The sequence below is a fragment of the Enterococcus sp. HY326 genome (genome assembly GCF_026157065.1).
Lineage (GTDB): Bacteria > Bacillota > Bacilli > Lactobacillales > Enterococcaceae > HY326.
The window spans coordinates 258,411-275,948 of sequence record NZ_JANLGQ010000003.1; the positions used below are offsets into that span (position 1 = coordinate 258,411).

The 17,538-nt window shown below is 37.9% G+C and carries 16 protein-coding genes; 12 read left to right on the forward strand and 4 right to left on the reverse strand.

Annotated elements, in window-relative coordinates:
- Nucleotides 1-102: 102 nt before the first annotated feature.
- The 3 genes from ORH16_RS09070 to ORH16_RS09080 all read right to left on the reverse strand — a co-directional run bounded on the left by ORH16_RS09070 (nt 103) and on the right by ORH16_RS09080 (nt 3,466).
- Nucleotides 103-1,068, reverse strand: coding sequence for a diacylglycerol/lipid kinase family protein (locus tag ORH16_RS09070; RefSeq protein WP_265458185.1), 966 nt, complete (start codon nt 1,066-1,068; stop codon nt 103-105).
- Nucleotides 1,069-1,185: 117 nt separating this feature from the next.
- Nucleotides 1,186-2,799, reverse strand: coding sequence for an FAD-dependent oxidoreductase (locus ORH16_RS09075; protein ID WP_265458187.1), 1,614 nt, complete (start codon nt 2,797-2,799; stop codon nt 1,186-1,188).
- Between the two features lie 154 nt (nt 2,800-2,953).
- The gene (locus ORH16_RS09080; protein WP_265458189.1) at nt 2,954-3,466 is read right to left on the reverse strand and encodes a DUF1307 domain-containing protein; all 513 of its coding nucleotides are present in this window, start codon (nt 3,464-3,466) and stop codon (nt 2,954-2,956) included.
- 194 nt (nt 3,467-3,660) lie between these two features.
- Here ORH16_RS09080 and ORH16_RS09085 point away from each other — a divergent pair, with 194 nt between their 5' ends.
- On the forward strand, nt 3,661-4,173 hold the full coding sequence (locus ORH16_RS09085) for a QueT transporter family protein (RefSeq protein WP_265458191.1): 513 nt from the start codon (nt 3,661-3,663) through the stop codon (nt 4,171-4,173).
- Between the two features lie 87 nt (nt 4,174-4,260).
- On the opposite strand, the gene cbpA is transcribed toward ORH16_RS09085, so the two are convergent.
- The gene (gene cbpA, locus ORH16_RS09090; protein ID WP_265458193.1) at nt 4,261-4,914 is read right to left on the reverse strand and encodes a cyclic di-AMP binding protein CbpA; all 654 of its coding nucleotides are present in this window, start codon (nt 4,912-4,914) and stop codon (nt 4,261-4,263) included.
- Between the two features lie 170 nt (nt 4,915-5,084).
- Between cbpA and rpmG the strand changes: the two genes are divergently transcribed.
- The 11 genes from rpmG to rplK all read left to right on the forward strand — a co-directional run bounded on the left by rpmG (nt 5,085) and on the right by rplK (nt 17,461).
- Nucleotides 5,085-5,237 carry a 50S ribosomal protein L33 gene (gene rpmG, locus ORH16_RS09095; protein ID WP_265458195.1) on the forward strand — a complete coding sequence of 51 codons (153 nt, stop codon included), beginning with the start codon at nt 5,085-5,087 and terminating at the stop codon, nt 5,235-5,237.
- A 17-nt stretch (nt 5,238-5,254) separates the two neighbouring features.
- Nucleotides 5,255-5,428 (forward strand): preprotein translocase subunit SecE, encoded by a 174-nt coding sequence (gene secE / locus ORH16_RS09100; protein WP_265458196.1) that lies wholly within the window; start codon nt 5,255-5,257, stop codon nt 5,426-5,428.
- 134 nt (nt 5,429-5,562) lie between these two features.
- Nucleotides 5,563-6,105, forward strand: a complete 543-nt coding sequence (gene nusG / locus ORH16_RS09105) for a transcription termination/antitermination protein NusG (RefSeq protein WP_265458197.1) — start codon at nt 5,563-5,565, stop codon at nt 6,103-6,105.
- 211 nt (nt 6,106-6,316) lie between these two features.
- Nucleotides 6,317-7,183 (forward strand): alpha/beta fold hydrolase, encoded by an 867-nt coding sequence (locus ORH16_RS09110; RefSeq protein WP_416207849.1) that lies wholly within the window; start codon nt 6,317-6,319, stop codon nt 7,181-7,183.
- A gap of 83 nt (nt 7,184-7,266) precedes the next feature.
- Nucleotides 7,267-9,000: a GH25 family lysozyme gene (locus ORH16_RS09115; protein WP_265458199.1), complete on the forward strand. Its 1,734-nt coding sequence runs from the start codon at nt 7,267-7,269 to the stop codon at nt 8,998-9,000.
- A 273-nt stretch (nt 9,001-9,273) separates the two neighbouring features.
- On the forward strand, nt 9,274-11,970 hold the full coding sequence (locus ORH16_RS09120) for a glycosyltransferase family 2 protein (RefSeq protein ID WP_265458201.1): 2,697 nt from the start codon (nt 9,274-9,276) through the stop codon (nt 11,968-11,970).
- A 799-nt stretch (nt 11,971-12,769) separates the two neighbouring features.
- On the forward strand, nt 12,770-13,492 hold the full coding sequence (locus ORH16_RS09125) for a GntR family transcriptional regulator (RefSeq protein WP_265458203.1): 723 nt from the start codon (nt 12,770-12,772) through the stop codon (nt 13,490-13,492).
- 186 nt (nt 13,493-13,678) lie between these two features.
- Entirely contained in the window at nt 13,679-14,845 is a 1,167-nt protein-coding gene (locus tag ORH16_RS09130) for an SIS domain-containing protein (protein WP_265458205.1), read from the forward strand.
- 37 nt (nt 14,846-14,882) lie between these two features.
- Nucleotides 14,883-15,869 carry a tagatose-bisphosphate aldolase gene (gene lacD, locus ORH16_RS09135; RefSeq protein ID WP_265458206.1) on the forward strand — a complete coding sequence of 329 codons (987 nt, stop codon included), beginning with the start codon at nt 14,883-14,885 and terminating at the stop codon, nt 15,867-15,869.
- 10 nt (nt 15,870-15,879) lie between these two features.
- Complete coding sequence (locus ORH16_RS09140; RefSeq protein ID WP_265458209.1) at nt 15,880-16,809, forward strand: hexose kinase; 930 nt, start codon at nt 15,880-15,882, stop codon at nt 16,807-16,809.
- Between the two features lie 229 nt (nt 16,810-17,038).
- A complete protein-coding gene (gene rplK / locus ORH16_RS09145; RefSeq protein ID WP_265458211.1) occupies nt 17,039-17,461 on the forward strand; it encodes a 50S ribosomal protein L11 in 423 nt (140 codons plus the stop codon).
- Nucleotides 17,462-17,538 lie beyond the last annotated feature (77 nt).

The window sequence follows — 17,538 nt, forward strand, 5'->3', positions numbered from 1 at the left end:
TCCGTATCTTCTGCTAAACTCTCTGAGTTGTTAGGAAGATACGGATTTTTTTGTAGGAAATAATTTTACGTCAAATTAATTTCTAATGTTTAGATCAGCTGATTAATACCACAATAATTGTTTGTCTAATTGAAAGGAAACATCAAAGGGCTGCGGCTCTAACACTTCGCCATCTGTTTGGGCGAACTCTGGCACTGTTGAAATCAAACGCAATTTGCGGCCATTAAAATGGTGAAAATATTTTGACTTTGTATGTTTCTTTTGAACCAATAAAATAATCAGCCAAAAAATCTTAAACAGAGCAATCCGCTCAACGACAATCGTTTCAAAGCTATCCTGCTCAACACTAGCCATCGGGGCAATCGGTACGCCGCCGCCAAAGTAAGGATGATTGGTTGTTGTGCATAAAAAGGCATTGTCAAAGGAGTATTCTTGTCCGTTTGATTCAATTAAAATCGGATAGCCTTTTTGGGTAAACAGCACTTTTAGGATAGAGAAGATATAGGAAAAAGATCCCATGTGATATTTGTTTAGATTTTTTTTAGTGGCAGAGTCATTCGTGGTAGCCACAATCGAGGCCTCTAAGCCAATGCCAAAATTATTGAAGACTAAGCCCTGTTGATTTTTGACCTGCTCGTCATAGGTGATGACGTGCATTTCTTTGGGGCTTGGAGCATTAACAATTTGCCAAAAGGCCTTTTCAATTTCCTTTGGCAGGCCGATTGCTCGAGCCAAATCGTTACCGGAGCCGGCCGGTAGATAGGCCACCGGAAATTTTTTACCTAACAGATAAAATTGATTCAATACACCATGTAGCGTGCCATCACCGCCGACAATCACTAGCAGCGGATAGACTCCCTCAGAATGTTGCAGGTCATCCTGCCACGGTTTCAGTGTAGTTTCCGCCAATTCGGTAGCAATTATTTTTTCATCGCCGACGTTTTCTGTTCGGTAAACGCTATGTAAGAAATGATTTTTTTCCAATAAAGTAACTATTTTTTTGGCAGCATTGGCCCCCGTACCGCTGCCAGCAGCTGGGTTAATTAGTAAGTGATAATGAAAATTCATAAAATAATTTACTCCTATAAAAATTAACTAATCTTTCGTTTCCTTTGAATTATAGCAGAAATTCAATGAATAAAGAAAAAGTTGGACTCACAAAATTATTTGTGGGCCCAACTTTTTTTATTCTTCGATAATCAGCGCTTGAATACCGGCTCCCGCTAAGATACGGGCGGCGTTATAATTATTCAAGCCTTTCCTAAAGGTTAAATAAACCGTTTGATTGGTTGGTACTTCTGCTAGTCGCTCCCGTAATTCACTTAAAGGAATATTGGCAGTCGCTGTTACAGAACCTGCTGCAGCTTTACCGGCTTCGCGAATATCCAAGAAAAAGGCGGTTTGAAAATCGGCTTCAGGAATGTCTGCCAGCTTGATTGTGGCTGCCACATTGCTTAATTGATTAATCGCAACATAACCAGCAGTATTTAGTGGATCACGAGTTGTGGAATAAGGTGGCGAATAAGGCAATTCTAAGTCCGGCAAATCAAAGACACTGAGATTTCCGGTGATGGCCACAGATAATTCACCAATCCGTTTATCCACACCTTTTTCACCAACGGCTTGGCCGCCGAGAATTTTACCGCTATCGGCATCAAAAATTAATTTCAAATTTAAACGAGTCGCTCCTGGATAAAAGTAAGCATGGTCAAAGGGTGTGATGAAAATTGTTTTATAATTGGTAATGCCGGCTGCATGCAGCATAGCTTCTGTGTAACCGACGAAGCTAGCGGTCAAATCAAAAACCTTGCCCACACCAGCACCGATAAAGCCGCGATAGCGCAGCGGATTGCCAACAAAAATATCCGCCAACAAATGGCCTTGGCGATTGGCTGCACTAGACAAGAGACTAGGGATTGGTAGACCAGTAATCACACTGGTTGTTTCAATGACATCGCCAATTGCGTAAATGTCAGCAATATTTGTCCGTAGTTGATCATCCACAATAATGTGTTGATCAGCTGCCAAAGCGATGCCAGCTGCCGCTGCAACTTCGTTATTTGGCTTGACGCCTGTGGCAAAAATCAGCATCTCCTGTTCAATCTCTTGACCGTCTGCTAAGCGTAATTTCCGGCCGTTTTCGCTAATTTTGGTGGCAGTTTCCCCAAGGAAAACGTGAATGTCTTCGGCAATTAATTTTTCATATAAAATATCAGCAATTTCTTGGTCGTAAGGGTAGGCAACCTGAGGCAATTGTTCAACCAAAGTCACCGCCATGCCCCGATGCTTGAAATTTTCAGCTAATTCCAAGCCGGCAATCCCTGCTCCTAAAATGGTCACTTTTTGAGGATTTTCTTGCTCCATGAAATTTTTTATCGCATCAGCATCGGAAACACTTCGCAAGACAAAAGCATTATTCGCTTCAGCTAAACCGTCAATCAGCGGAAAAACTGGCCGGGCTCCCGCAGAAATAACTAATTTGTCATAGGTCTCCACATAGCTCTCGTTGGTTTTCAAATTGGTGACGCTGACGGCTTTTGCTTGCGGGTCAATCGTGGTCACTTCATGAAAAATCCGCACATCTAAATTATTTTTTATCTTTAAGCTTTCCGGGGTGCGTTCAATTAAAGAATCCCGGTCATCAATCACACCACCTAAATAATACGGCAACGCACAACTGGCGTAGGAAATATTGGCGCCTCTTTCCAACATAATGATTTCAATACTTTCATCTAAACGGCGTAGGCGGGTAGCAAACGAAGGGCCACCGGCGACAGCACCAATTATTAGGACTTTCATGGAAAAGCCTCCTTCTATTTTTCTAAGAATTAGAATAAATTCATGCTACGCTTGGTGAAAAAAATAAGCAACTAATTGTACTTCAAACAAAGAATAACCTTCCAAAACAGTTACAATTAACTGACCTTGGAAGGTTATTGTTAAAAAAATTTATTTACTCGACTTCTGTGAAGCCCGCAGCCTTTAAGCTGGTAGCAAAGTCATCATAGGCTAATTCGCTGACGACCTGACTATCTGGCAAAGTTGTGCCGGTCAAATTGGCGAAACTGCTGCTGTCGACTTGACTCATGTCTAATTCAATATTGACCTCAAAGGCCTCATCGGTAAATTGATTTGTCAAAGTGACGCCTGCTGTGTCGCTATAAGTTTCAAAGGTACTAGCCAAGGCTTCTTCCAATGCTGTCTGCTGTTCTTCTGATAGCGTGGCATCCTCTTCTAAGCCTAAATCCGTTAATTTAAAACTGGCTAAAATTTCGACAGTCCGCATGGTTTCATCTTGATGATGAATGGTAATTTTGGTTTGGGCACCATCAAGGAGACCTTCGTAGACCGCTGTCTGCTGTACTTTATCTTCAATAACTTCTGTGGCATTCTCGCTGCAGCCAGTTAACAGCAAAAGCATTATGCCGGCAACCAGTAACGGCAGATAGTTTTTCAATGATTTCATCTTTATGGCCCCCAAAAATCTTTGTTTCATTAATAGTATCACAAATTTTTCGCCTTAGACGCAGGAATTTTTCCTTATCAAGCAATCGGCAATTGCTAAAATTATTTTTTTTGGTATAATTGACCATTGTTATCATATTTTTATCGCGGTTCGTCGACCATCCCGCGTTACCAAAACTAGGAGGAGGAAAAAACATGCAAGCAACCAACAGTACTACGAGGAAATCCCTCGTCGCCTTAATCGTCAACGGGCTAATCATGGCACTTTATATCGCCCTAACTATTTTGGTGGCTCCCGTTTCATCAGGACCGATTCAATTTCGGATTTCGGAAAGTTTAAATCATCTTGTCGTCTTCAATCGCAAATTTATTTGGGGTGTCTTAGGCGGTGTAGTTGTCTACAATCTGTTTTTCGGATTTGGTGTGATGGATGCGCTCTTTGGGGGAGCACAGACTTTGATTTCATTAGGCTTAACAGCTCTTTTGTATAATAAAGTCAAAAGTCCCATTGTTCGTCTAGCTTTGAACACGCTATTTTTCACAGCAAGCATGGCAATCATTGCGTATATGCTGACAATGACTGGCAGCGAAGGCAGCTTCTGGGCAATGTATAGTACTTTAGCGTTGAGTGAATTTATTATCATGGCGATTTCAGCGCCAGTAATGTATGTCTTAAATGAAGCCTTAAACTTCAAAAAAATCGTTTAAGATTCACCAGCAACAACTGAATAAAATAAATAAAACCGGCAGCTTTTAGTGGGAAAACTAAGGCTGCCGGTTTTTTATAAAATATTGTTATAAGCTGTTGTCGTCATTATGTTGCAGGTCTTCAACTTCAACTACCTTAAAGTTTTTATGCTCTAAGTTAGCAATAATTTCTTCACAGGTTTCTCTAGAAGTATTTTCAGGTAACGTAATTAATGTGCGGCGGATAAAGGCATCCTTGCCGACATCTAGAGTGATACAAGCTGCAATGCTGACGTATTTAGAAATAATTTTTGACATATAAGCTAAATCGCCTTGTTTTCCTGTCGAAGCAATTGTTAAAACATAACTGCCGGTTTCGATATTCCAAGACTGGGCTAAAACATTTAATAAAGCCGCATGGGTTAAAATCCCGTAAAAATAATTGTTATCATCTAAAACAGCAATATAAGGTAATTCTTTAATAGTAAAGAATACTTTGAAAAACGAAGTATCAATATCAATAAATTTAGTAGCGTTTTTCAACAGGTGAGTCACCGGTAAGCTCATGTCACCACCGTTAGCTTTGTGGCGATAAATGTGCATCTTATAGATATTACCCCGAAAAATTTTATTGGTTTCATCGAGAATCGGCACACAGCGGAAACCAGACTCTTCCAAAATGTTTAATGCTTCCTCCAAAGTGCTGGATTCAGTGACTGTCGTCAAATCTTTTTTCTTGCGAACAATTGATTTTAATAACATAAAATACTCCTCCTAACAATCTATTCCTTCCCTTGTATAATAACATAATTTCAAAAGAAACCATAGAGGATTAATGGAAAACTGCGGTGAGCAGCGCCGGTTTGACAGAAAAATCATCTCGTGATAATGTATGTTAGTACATTTGTGAAATCGTCAGGAGGTTTATCGATATGGCAAATAAAAAAGCGGCTTTAGCTTGTACCGTTTGCGGCTCAAGAAATTATCACAAGAGTGTCAGCGAAGGCAAAAAGGGCGAACGTTTAGAAATCAATAAATTTTGTAAACACTGTAATCAATATACATTACATAAAGAGACAAAATAGAAAAAAGGAGCAGACCAATGAAATTTCTAAAAAGTGTTAAAGAAGTCATGAAAAAAGTAACTTGGCCAAGCGGCAAACAATTGCGTCGAGATACGATTATCGTCATCCAAACATCTTTGGCGTTTGCGCTATTCTTCTTTATCGTGGATACCGCTTTGCGCTATGGTATTACTTGGATTGTTGGCAATTAAAGCTAGCCAAAGGGAAAAGTCGATGTTATACTAGGGTTGAGAAAAATCTCGGGAAACTGAGGTTTTTTTATTATGGAAAAAGCTTTTTCAGCTTTTGAGCAGGTCACTTAGGGAAATGAAAGGAAATTTAAAACATGGAAACTTTTGAAAAAAATTGGTACGTTCTACACACTTATTCCGGTTATGAAAATAAAGTAAAAGCGAATATCGAATCACGGGCCCAAAGTATGGGAATGGGAGATTATATTTTTAGAGTAGTCGTTCCTGAAGAAACCCAAACAGAGGTGAAAAACGGCAAGGAAAAAGAAATTGTGCATAAAACTTTTCCTGGTTACGTGTTAGTTGAAATGACGATGACGGATGATTCATGGTACGTTGTCCGCAATACTCCAGGGGTGACCGGTTTCGTTGGATCGCATGGAGCCGGCAGCAAGCCAGCACCTTTATTGCAGGAAGAAATCAATCACATCCTGCGTTCAATCGGCATGAGCACGCGCCAAAGCGATTTGAAAGTTTCCCTTGATGAAGTTGTGAAAATTACGGAAGGGGCCTTTTCTGGTCTTGAAGGGGTCGTGACTGAAATCGATGAAGAAAAGCAAAAGCTGAAGGTTAATATTGATATGTTCGGTCGGGAAACCAGCGCCGAGTTAGACTTTGATCAAGTAGATAAAATTTAAAAAACAAATGAGACTGTCAGATAATTTCTGCGACCAGATAAATTATTGAATAGTAGAAAATTTAGGCGTTAGTCTAGCGGCATGGCATAAAAGCCAGCTAGAGTAGCATAAAGCTAACGGCTAACCTTCAAAAAAATTCTTTAATCTTATCTGGTGGCACTTATCTTAATGGTCTCTTTTTTTGTAGTCAACTAGCTAGGAGGCTTGGAAATTGAAAAAAATTATGGCGTTTATATTGGGCTTAGTGCTGATCTTTCTGGCAGCTTGTTCCAACAGCCCGCAGACCACTACTGCTAGTACAAGTGGCACGTCCACTGAGGAAACAACTGCTTCGACAAGTGAGATAATTACGAAAACGAACGAGCCAACCATTTTTTTTCACGGTTATAGTGGCACAATCAATTCCTTTAAAAGTATGATTTCTCGGATTGAAACGGACGGCTATGCCACAAAAGAATTGGTGCTGACAGTCGCAACTGACGGCAGCATTACTTCAGAAGGAACCTACACAAATACTGAGAACAATCCAATCGTTCAAGTATTATTTGCGGATAATAAAAATAATGAGTGGAATCAAGCGGAGTGGGTCAAAGATGTCCTGGAGTATTTACAGACGACTTATAATGTGCAGGCTGTTAACATTGTTGGACATTCAATGGGGGGCGTCAGCGCCTTTCGGTATCTGACTGCTTATGGCTATGATACAACCTTGCCTAAAGTTACTAAATTTGTCGGTATCGGTGCGCCGTTCAATGATTTTTTAGATACCTCCAGCAGCCAAACCATTGACGAGCTATTAGCCAACGGTCCCACAGAAAAAAGCCAGCGTTATTTAGATTATGCAGCCGGGATTACTAATGTTGCCGCTGATATACCCGTATTACTTTTAGCAGGGCAAATGTCAGAAACCGATTTGAGTGATGAAACGGTGCCTTTGACCAGCGCCTTAGCTCCTTTTCAACTGTTGCAAACCAATGGCAATTCTGTAAGCTATCAAATTTTTATGGGAATTCAACACAGTCAGCTGCATGAAGAGCCAGCTGTCGACCAAGTGGTTGAAAAGTTTTTGTGGGGATAAAAGAAAAAAAGTTTTGCTTAATATAGTTATTTCCTTTACTATAAATAATGTAATATATTTTTAGTTTTATTGGAGGAAAAATTTTGAAAAAGAATGTTATGGTGTCCTTGGCTTCCTTTTTTTTAATTGGACCAAGTGTTTTGGGTTTTTATGCCCCTTTAAGTGCTCAAGCTTCAGAAGAAACGGTAACAATATCTAATGGTCAAGAAAATGAAAGTTCAACAAAATCATCAGAATCAACATCTGACTCTTTGATGGCGGCTACTAATGAGTCAGAATCTAGTATTGCTCCAGATGAGACTATGTCAACTACAGAAATAACCGAAACTCAAACGAGTAGTTCTACAGAGGAAACAGTGAGTGCAGAGTCTGAAGACGTTGTTATTACTGAAGAAAACAATAGTGCAATGGGTAGCTCAATTTCGCAATATTATTCTGATGAGGATACAATTAGTTTGGCTCGTGCATCAATAGATATCGTTCATGCTGGTGAAAGTAATCGTCCTGGTGCGCATTTTGTCGATGTATCAAGTCATAATGGTAACTTGTCAGTAAGCGACTACAAAAAGATGCAATCTTACGGTATTACAGGGGTTGTTGTAAAGGTGACTGAAGGGACAACCTATACTAATCCTTATGCTCAATCTCAAATTAATAACGCATTAGCCGCGGGTATGAAAGTTTCAGTGTATCATTTTGCTTGGTATACAAATGCTGATAAGGCTAGAGCAGAAGCTGCTCATTTTGCAAGAACTGTAGGCAGTATGGGATTGCCGAAATCTGTAAACATGGTTATAGATATTGAAAAATCAGATTCTCAAGCTAATATGAATATTAGCAGTTTAACAGCTAATACAACAGCTTTTAAAAATGCTCTTAATACTTCCGGTTATAATAAGGTTTACTATTATATTGGGAAATACTGGTTAAATGAAAACGGTGGGAATTTCAATGTCAGTAATTTTGGAGCTAAAAATATCTGGGTTCCTCAATATCCATACTCACCGAATGCTACTCAAAAATGGAATAGTGAATTTGCTGCATGGCAGTGGTCTTCAAGATATTACATTAATTCAATAAATAGTTCTCAGCCCTTTGATATTAATTTAGATTATACATCAACCTTTAGTAATGCTTTAGGTAATAACTATTATTTTAAAAATTCCTTAACTACGGGTGTGGCCGATGGCTCATTTAAATACGGGAATATTGATGATGAAGTATATTTTGGCGACTGGAATGGTAACGGTCAAGATACAATTGCAGTACGTCGTAATAATACTTACCATTTGAGAAACAGCTTAACTTCTGGTACAGCGGATCTTGTCATTAAGTATGGAAATAACGATGATGAAGTTTACTTTGGTGACTGGGATGGTGATGGTAAAGATGGTATTGTTGTCAGAAGAGGAAATACGTATTATTTCAAAAATCTTATCGCCTCTGGTGTTGCAGATTTTGTGATTGTTTATGGGAATAACGATGATGAAGTTTATTTTGGTGATTGGGATGGTGATGGTAAAGATACAATCGTAGTGCGACGAAAGAATGATTACTATTTTAAAGACTCTTTAACAACTGGAGTTGCTGATCGAATCATTAAATATGGAAATAATGATGATGAAGTATATTTTGGTGACTGGACTGGTAATGGCAAAGATTCTATTGTCGTGCGCCGTGGTGCAACTTATTATTTTAGAAATTCATTGACATCTGGTGTCTCAGAAAATACTATTAATTATGGATTAACCTCTGATACAGCTTATGTAGGCGATTGGAACAGTGATGGCATTGACTCATTGATGGTGCGCCGCTAAAGATTTAGAGATTCTGTATTAGATATTGTGAATCTAAGCTTCATACAGGCTTGTAAGTCTGTATGAAGTTTTTTTCAACTATACTTAAATTGGTTAGAGTTCATTCTTAATAAATTATTTTTCTTAAAAGTGTGATCAACTTTGTCGAGGAATACTATGCTTCTAAATTTTATCAGCTTGCTAAAAAAAATAGATTCTATACAATTGAAAAAGACAAATCATTTTTAGAGTGGTTAAAAACGAACTTAACAAAGTGGAGCGGAGGGGAATTGATTGAAAAGAGTATCTGTGATAATTACTTGTTACAATCATGAAAAATATATAGAGCAGTGTTTGAAAAGCATTTTTAGACAAACATATCAAAATATCGAATTATTTGTTATTAATGATGGCTCGCTGGATGATTCTGATAGCGTTATTCGTAAAACACTAAAACGGTCTCCTTTTAAAACAAATAAATATCTTTCACAAGATAATAAGGGTAGCTGTATCTCAAGAAATATTGGTTTGGATTGGGCAACTGGGGATTTTGTTTTAATGGTAGATAGTGATAATTATTTAGAAGAAAATCATATTGAGAAGTCAATTCAGTTATTAGAGCAAACGAAGGCTGATATTGCTTATACTTCTTTAAAAGATGCCGATACTCAGAATATTCTAAATGAAGTGCCGGTTTTTGATTTAACTCGTTTAATTAATGTCAATTATATTGATACCTGTTCATTGATTCGTTCTAGTATTTTAGGGGACTATCGTTTTGATTTGCATTTGAATCGTCTTTTCATGCAAGACTTTGATTTCTTTTTAGGTTTGATTGCTAAAGGTGCGAATGCAGTTAAAGTAGAAGGACTTTATCAGAACTACCGGGTGCTGCCTCATTCAGTGGGGAATCGTGCTCAAAATCGGGAACAGCGACAAAAATGGTTTGATGTTTACAATTATATATTGGCTAAACATCCTGATTTTCTTACTAGTAGTACGACTCAATGGTTTGCTGGGTGGTATGATCAATTAAACGAGGAGTTTATCAAAATTCAATTTGAAAATGCTAAACTTAATTCCCGTAATTATGATTTATACTCACAAAAATATACAATTGAACAGGAATTGTTGGGAAAAGAAAAAAATCTATTACAGTTGCAGCGAACCTTGGAAACTGAAAAAGAGAATCAATTCAGTGGATTTCGCAAACAGTATAAACAAAAAGTAAAAAGTCTGTTTAATAAGAAAGAGCAAGATAATTCAAAAGATAGTTTGAATGAAGAAATTTTAGATGTTGAGTATCAAAACTGGATTGATAATATTGAGGACATGCAAAAAAGAATTCGGTTTGAAAGCCATATTGGATTCGGTTTAATTCCTAGCATTTCAATACTTGTCATCCTAAATGAAATTGACTTGAATCTTTTAAAAAGAGCAATTCAGTCTATAAAAAATCAATGGTATCCAAAGTGGGAAGTTTGCTTTGTTGTAAATACAATTCTGACTATTGAAACTCAAAATTATCTAAACGAACTACTAGCTGACGATAGTTTTGCAGCAAAAATTGTTACCGGAAAGGAAAATCAATCCTTTTCAGTAAAAGTGAATACTGCTTTAGAATTCGCTTCTGGAGAATATTTTTTGTTAATGAGCAGCCAAGATATGCTTGCCTCAGATGCCTTATTTGAGTTTGTTGACTTGCTAAATAATAAGTCTGATGATGTACATTTAGTTTATTCAGATGAAGATCTAATTGATGATCAGAAGAGACGTTTTTCCCCTACATTTAAACCAGATTGGTCGCCTGATCTAATTATGAATCAAAATTATATTGCTCGTTTGTGTTTCTACAATCTAATGATTGCTAAAAAAATTGATGGCTTTCGGTCCAATATTAATGGTATGGAAGAATATGATTTTACTCTGCGCTATACTGAGCAAATAGATTCTGCAACAATATTCCATCTTCCTAAAATTTTATATCACAAAAGGCCTATAAGTTTTTCTTTAAATCATGAAATTCAAAAAGATGATTCAACTGCTAGAAATAGTATAAAAGTAATTGAAGAAGCTTTAAAGCGGCGTAATGTTGTGGGGGAAGTGGGACTGACTAATGTCTCTAATTTGTATAACCTGCGCTATGCAATTAGAAAAAAATCTTTAATTAGTATTATTATTTCTGGAACTGATGATGAAAATGTGAAGAAATGTATAAACTCCATTATCGAGAAAACGAGTTTTTCAAATTATGAAATAATTATTGCCAGTTTAGGTGAAAAAAATAAAGAAAAACAGACTATACATGACTTGTATAAAGAAGAATTGGGAGAAAGGTTTAAGCTCGTTTACCTTAAAGAACCACTTAGCCCTGCAAAATTTAGCAATAAAGCGGCTGCCATTTCTTCAGGTGAATATTTATTATTTTTAGACAGTCGAACAGAAATTTCAACGCCAGATTGGCTTGAACAGATGCTAAGTTTTGCTCAATTTGAAAGAATTGGGTGTGTAGGAGCGAGGATTACATCTCATAACGACGAAATTCAACTTGGTGGAATTATTTTGGGCCTAAATGGGGTTGCTGAAATTAATGTGTTGGATACCTCTGAGACTACATCCATGAACTCTAGGTTATTTCAGACAGATTATAATTATACAGCTATTTCCTCGGCTTGCTTAATGATAAATCGAGGGGATTTTATTGCTCACAATGGTTTTGATGAAGAATTAGAAGAGTATCATGATGTTGATTTAAGTATACGATTATATCAAGCCGGAAAATGGAACATTTTAGCACATAATGCAGTAGTAAATAGCTTTTCCAATAAAATATATCAGTCGAAACCTGCACAAGATTCAATAACTTTTTTAAATTTGAATGAAGTTAAGATTAAGGCTAGATATGGCGATTTTTTGTTAAAAGATCCTGCTTATAATCCAAATTTGACTTTAAAAGGGGTCCCTTTTAAAGTCAAGACCTTTTCGAGTTAGAGTTAACAATGTAGTTTTCTCTTTTTCTAAGAATAAAACATGTCTGGAAGTAAGCAGGTTTTGCTAAGTTTAAAAAGAGCTATTAGGCTCTAAAAAAGTCGAGGCAACTCAAATGATCTAGCTATAGTTCTCTGGGGAATTTCGAAATTGGTGAATTGGCTAGACTTTGATTTTAAATTCATAATTCTTTACAAATTTCATGAATTTTTTGGTTGTGTCAAATTGTTTGATGTGTTTTTTGGACTTTTATTCATTAATAATTAGTCTGAAAGGGAATATTCTATTCGCGAAAACGTTCTTTGACTTATATACGGTTTTAATATAATGATTTATGCAGACATAGACAGTAATGCGCAGATTGCTCTGCGATGTCTTTAAGAAAAAATGAATTAGAGTATCGATTTGTTCCTTCTTTTGTCAAATTTATTATGACAAGCAACGTGGAATAGGTCGATATTTTTTTCATACTGTTTTGTAAAGTTTGTACGGCTATGCCATTAGTTAATACAAAACCAAAATTCTTGAACAATATTTCGTCAATATAATTAAATATTGAAAGTTTGCTATGGGGATATATGTACCTCAGTTGCAAATAATAAAGTAACTCGGGACTTTACCCGTTAATAAGACTAAAGTCATAACAGCTTGCTATTCATTCTTGTTTACCCTATTTCCAGAGAAAATATTTTAAAAAGACTTATACATTTGTTTGACAAAACCCACTTTTCCTCTTATACTTTAGTAGTGGTTACTACCAGTTGAGTTGAGAAATAATTTTGCTAGAAGGGGCGTCACTATCATGGACAATTCAAAAAAACAGCCATTGTATGACCAGTTAGTTTCTGTGATTATTAAAAAGATTGAAGACGGTCTTGAAGCGGATACTCTTTTGCCTTCTGAAAGAGAAATGTCTGAGCAATATGATTTAAGTCGGACCACGGTACGGCAGGCTTTGCAGGAGTTGGAAAAACTCGGCTACATTTATCGTCGGCATGGCAAAGGAACTTTTGTTGCGGATTTAAGCAAGCAAACTATGAATTTGGCAGGAGCCTATAGTTTTACTGATCAAATGAAAAGTTTAGGGAAGATGCCAGAAACAACAATTTTAAGTTTTGAAATTGTCGAGGCGAAAAAATATTTTGCCGATAACTTGGATCTGACTGAAGGGGAGTCGTTAATTAAAATTAAGCGGCTGCGCTTAGCAGACGGTGAGCCAATGATGGTGGAGCGGAGTTATTTACCGCAAAAATACTTTGGGGATTTAACAGAGGAATTGTTGCAACAAAAACCTTTGTATGAAATTTTTTCTGAAGAGTATCATCAGGTAATCAAGCTGGCAGAAGAGGAATTTTATGCGAGTGTAGCAATTTTTTCTGATGCTGAGCAGTTGGCCATTCAAGAGTCTGCGCCAGTACTAAATTTAATCCGGCGCACCTATAACGAGAAAAATGAAGTCATTGAATTTACTTTAAGTGTCGCTAGAGCGGACCAATTCCGTTATAAAATTATTCATACTCGCTAGTGTTAGAAAAATGGCCCATCTAAAATTATTTAGGAAAACTGCGTTACAGAATGTTTTTTAAGTCTATCAGCAGCTATTAAATTTTTATTTTTGTTATTTTAATCTTTAGTCAGACCTTTTTGAAAAAAGACTGACTTGGGAGCTTCATAGAACTCAAGTTGTAAAGATGATATAGGAGGAGAGCAAATGTTTCAACAATCAACAGTGGAATTAGAAAAACTAGGCGCCGAAATTACGACAAGAGAAATTCGTCAGCAGCCGGAATTATGGATGGAAGCATTGGATTTATTCAAAGAACAAGAGGTGAAAATTAAAAACTTTTTAGACAAAGTTTTGGCGGAGACAGATCAAAAAATTCGGGTCATCTTCACGGGAGCTGGTACATCGCAATATGTCGGAGATACAATTGTGCCTTATTTAGCCGATAAGGGTAGCTCGCAATTTATTTTTGAAAGTATCGCAACTACTAGTATTGTGGCAACACCGGCTGATTATCTGACTGCCGATGATGTAACAGTGTTGGTATCTTTCGCCCGCAGCGGAAACTCACCTGAGAGTGTGGCAACTGTCGAAATTGCCAATCAAGTTGTGAAAAATCTTTTCCATATTACGATTACATGTGCCAAGGAGGGTTCTTTAGCGAAAAATGCAGCTGGCGATGAACGTAATTTGTTATTATTACAACCAGAACGTTCCAACGATGATGGCTTTGCGATGACCGGTAGCTTCAGTTGTATGGCATTGACAGCCTTATTGGTCTTCGATCAAACTCCTTTGGTGGCTAAAGAAAAATTTGTTGCCGATATGATTACGTTAGGCAACGAAGTCATTGCCAGAGAAGCGCAAATTCAAGGATTAATTGATAAAGATTTTGATCGGATTGTCTACTTGGGTTCTGGCTCACTGGCTGGTCTGACTCGGGAATCTCAATTGAAGATTTTGGAATTGACAGCCGGTAAAATTGCGACAGTCTTTGACTCTTCCATGGGCTTCCGTCATGGACCAAAATCCTTTGTTAATGAAAAAACACTAGTTTTTGTCTACCAAAGTAATGATGAGTACACTCGGCAATACGATCAAGATATTTTACATGAAGTGGCCGGCGATGAAATCGCGCGGGCAACGGTCGCCATTTCTCAAAATGCTCAAGGAAGCTTCACGGATGATTCTTTCATCTTTGAAAGTCAAACTGATTTACTGCCTGAAGGGTATCTTGCATTGCCATTTCAAATGGTGGCTCAAACAGTTTCCTTGTTGGCCTCCGTCAAAGTCGGCAATACACCAGACACGCCATCACCAAGCGGAACAGTTAACCGTGTTGTCAAAGGTGTAACGATCCACCCATATCAATAATTTTTTATAAAAAACTTTTTTAAAGGGGATATAAATTATGTTAAAAATGTCAGCTGGAAAATGGCAATACATGGAACAATTATCGACAAAGGATGGTTTTATTGAAGCCTTGGCAATTGATCAGCGGGGGGCTTTGAAAAAAATGATTACAGCGTTGGGGGAAGAACCAACTAGCCAACATATTACCGATTTTAAAAAATTGGTGTCAGAGGAATTGACCCAATATGCGTCTTCAATTTTATTAGACCCAGAATATGGGTTGCCTGCAGCGGATGCCCGAGATAAAGAGGCCGGTTTATTGTTAGCCTATGAAAAAACTGGCTACGATGCAACAACGCCTGGACGTTTACCGGACATTTTAAAGGAGTGGTCTGTGCTACGCCTGCAAGAAAAGAAAGCCGATGCGATGAAATTCCTTCTATATTATGATGTGGATGAGGATGCAAAAATCAATCATGAAAAACATGTTTTTGTGGAACGCTTAGGTAGCGAATGCGCTGGTCAAGATATTCCATTTTATCTAGAAGTGGTCGCTTACGATGCTAAGATTGCTGATGCAACTTCAAAAGAATATGCTAAAGTTAAACCCCACAAAGTGATTGAAATGATGAAGGAATTTACCAAACCTCAATATAAAGTTGACGTTTTAAAAGTTGAAGTGCCGGTTAACATGAATTTTGTTGAGGGCTATGGCGATGACGTAGTTTATACGAAAGCTGAGGCGGCCGCTTACTTCAAAGAACAAAGTCAAGCAACTGATTTACCATTTATTTTCTTGAGTGCTGGGGTGTCGGCAAAATTATTCCAAGAAACTCTTTTATTTGCTAAAGAAGCTGGTTCGACTTTTAATGGTGTACTTTGCGGTCGAGCAACTTGGAAAAACGGCGTAGAACCTTTTATTAAAGAAGGAGAAGCGGCCGCTCGCAAATGGTTACAAACAGAAGGCCGTGCTAATATTGAAGAATTAAATGCGGTAGTGGACAAGACAGCAACTCCTTGGTTCAGCAAAGTTGAAAAAGCTTAAGGAGTAAACCATGATTATTACAGTGACTATGAATCCCTCTTTGGATATGGCCTATCCGGTACCACATTTAATTATTGATGACGTGAATCGGGTAACGAATGTCTCAAAAACAGCTGGGGGTAAAGGCTTAAATGTTACGCGGGTTTTAAAGCAATTAGGCGCTTCAGTTGTTGCGACTGGCTTAATCGGCGGCAACATCGGCCGTTTTATTACTGAACAGCTGGGAGCAACTGATATTGCCCATGATTTTTATGAAATTTCGGGTGAAAGCCGCCACTCGATTGCTATCTTGCATGACGAGGGCAAACAAACGGAATTATTAGAAACCGGTCCAGAAATTTCTGAATTGGAACTAGCTGGCTTTTTAGAAAAGTTTGTCGGTTTAACCAAAGATGTTGCGGCATTGACGATTTCTGGCAGTCTGCCACCGGGTGTGCCCCAAGATTTTTATCAAAAATTAATCAATCTGGTTAAAGTTCCTGTATTATTGGACAGTTCGGGTAAAACGTTAGCTGCAAGCTTAGCCGGTCAGCGCAAACCGTTTCTAATCAAGCCTAACTTATCTGAGATTCAAGAGTTAGTTGGTGTCGAATTATCGCTAGACAATCTTGAACAATTGAAAGCTGTTTTGCAAGGAGAAACCTTTACTGACATTGAGTGGTTAGTTATTTCGATGGGCAGTCAAGGGGCGCTTGCAAAACACAATGAGCATTTTTATCGGGTGGAAATCCCCAAAATTGCTGTTGTCAATCCAGTTGGTTCTGGTGATGCGACCCTTGCTGGCTTAGCCTATAGTGTTGAAAAAGGTCTATCAGATGAAGAGTTATTAAAAACTGGCATGGTATGCGGCATGTTAAATGCGCAAGAACATCAAACCGGTTGGATAAATCCAGCTAATTTTTCTGAGCTGTTTGAAAAAATTATTGTCACTAAAATATAAAAAAAGTGCGTCGAAGGAAAGCTTGTTTAGTCAGCTTTCCTTCGACGCTGTTTTCTTCGCTAAATCAGTGGAAAATAAAGAAAAAGACTTGCAACTGTCAGCAAACCTGTTATACTGTTTTAGTGTGTGTTTTCCGACACGCAGTTTTATGCTCAGGGGTAACTGAGCAGTGGGAGGAGAAATATTGATCTCCAATTAACCACATCACGGACTCAAGGAGGTATGTCTCGTGGCAAAAAAAGTAGAAAAAATCGTTAAATTGCAAATTCCTGCAGGTAAAGCAACACCAGCTCCCCCAGTAGGTCCTGCACTAGGTCAAGCCGGTATCAACATCATGGGCTTCACAAAAGAATTTAATGCCCGCACAGCTGACCAAGCAGGTTTAATCATTCCAGTGGTTATCTCAGTTTATGAAGATCGTTCATTTACTTTCGTAACTAAGACACCACCAGCAGCTGTTCTATTGAAAAAAGCAGCGAAGGTTGACAAAGGCTCTGGCGAACCAAACAAAACGAAAGTTGCGTCTGTTTCAAAAGCTCAAGTTCAAGAAATCGCTGAATTAAAAATGGAAGACCTAAACGCCGCTAACGTTGAGTCAGCAATGCGCATGGTTGAAGGAACTGCAAGAAGCATGGGGATCACTGTAGAATAATTTTTACACCCTGAAGCAACGGCTTCTCAGTTGGCTCTGTATTGAAAAATATAGAACACGTGGGAGGTTCAACCCGT

What these genes read in the sequence shown, in the direction of transcription:
- ORH16_RS09085 (WP_265458191.1), top strand. Translation starts at nt 3,661, where the DNA reads ATGCAAGCAACCAACAGTACTACGAGGAAATCCCTCGTCGCCTTAATC.
- ORH16_RS09080 (WP_265458189.1), bottom strand. Translation starts at nt 3,466, where the DNA reads ATGAAATCATTGAAAAACTATCTGCCGTTACTGGTTGCCGGCATAATG.
- lacD (WP_265458206.1), top strand. Translation starts at nt 14,883, where the DNA reads ATGTTAAAAATGTCAGCTGGAAAATGGCAATACATGGAACAATTATCG.
- ORH16_RS09075 (WP_265458187.1), bottom strand. Translation starts at nt 2,799, where the DNA reads ATGAAAGTCCTAATAATTGGTGCTGTCGCCGGTGGCCCTTCGTTTGCT.
- ORH16_RS09125 (WP_265458203.1), top strand. Translation starts at nt 12,770, where the DNA reads ATGGACAATTCAAAAAAACAGCCATTGTATGACCAGTTAGTTTCTGTG.
- ORH16_RS09140 (WP_265458209.1), top strand. Translation starts at nt 15,880, where the DNA reads ATGATTATTACAGTGACTATGAATCCCTCTTTGGATATGGCCTATCCG.
- cbpA (WP_265458193.1), bottom strand. Translation starts at nt 4,914, where the DNA reads ATGTTATTAAAATCAATTGTTCGCAAGAAAAAAGATTTGACGACAGTC.
- ORH16_RS09070 (WP_265458185.1), bottom strand. Translation starts at nt 1,068, where the DNA reads ATGAATTTTCATTATCACTTACTAATTAACCCAGCTGCTGGCAGCGGT.
- nusG (WP_265458197.1), top strand. Translation starts at nt 5,563, where the DNA reads ATGGAAACTTTTGAAAAAAATTGGTACGTTCTACACACTTATTCCGGT.
- secE (WP_265458196.1), top strand. Translation starts at nt 5,255, where the DNA reads ATGAAATTTCTAAAAAGTGTTAAAGAAGTCATGAAAAAAGTAACTTGG.
- ORH16_RS09130 (WP_265458205.1), top strand. Translation starts at nt 13,679, where the DNA reads ATGTTTCAACAATCAACAGTGGAATTAGAAAAACTAGGCGCCGAAATT.
- rpmG (WP_265458195.1), top strand. Translation starts at nt 5,085, where the DNA reads ATGGCAAATAAAAAAGCGGCTTTAGCTTGTACCGTTTGCGGCTCAAGA.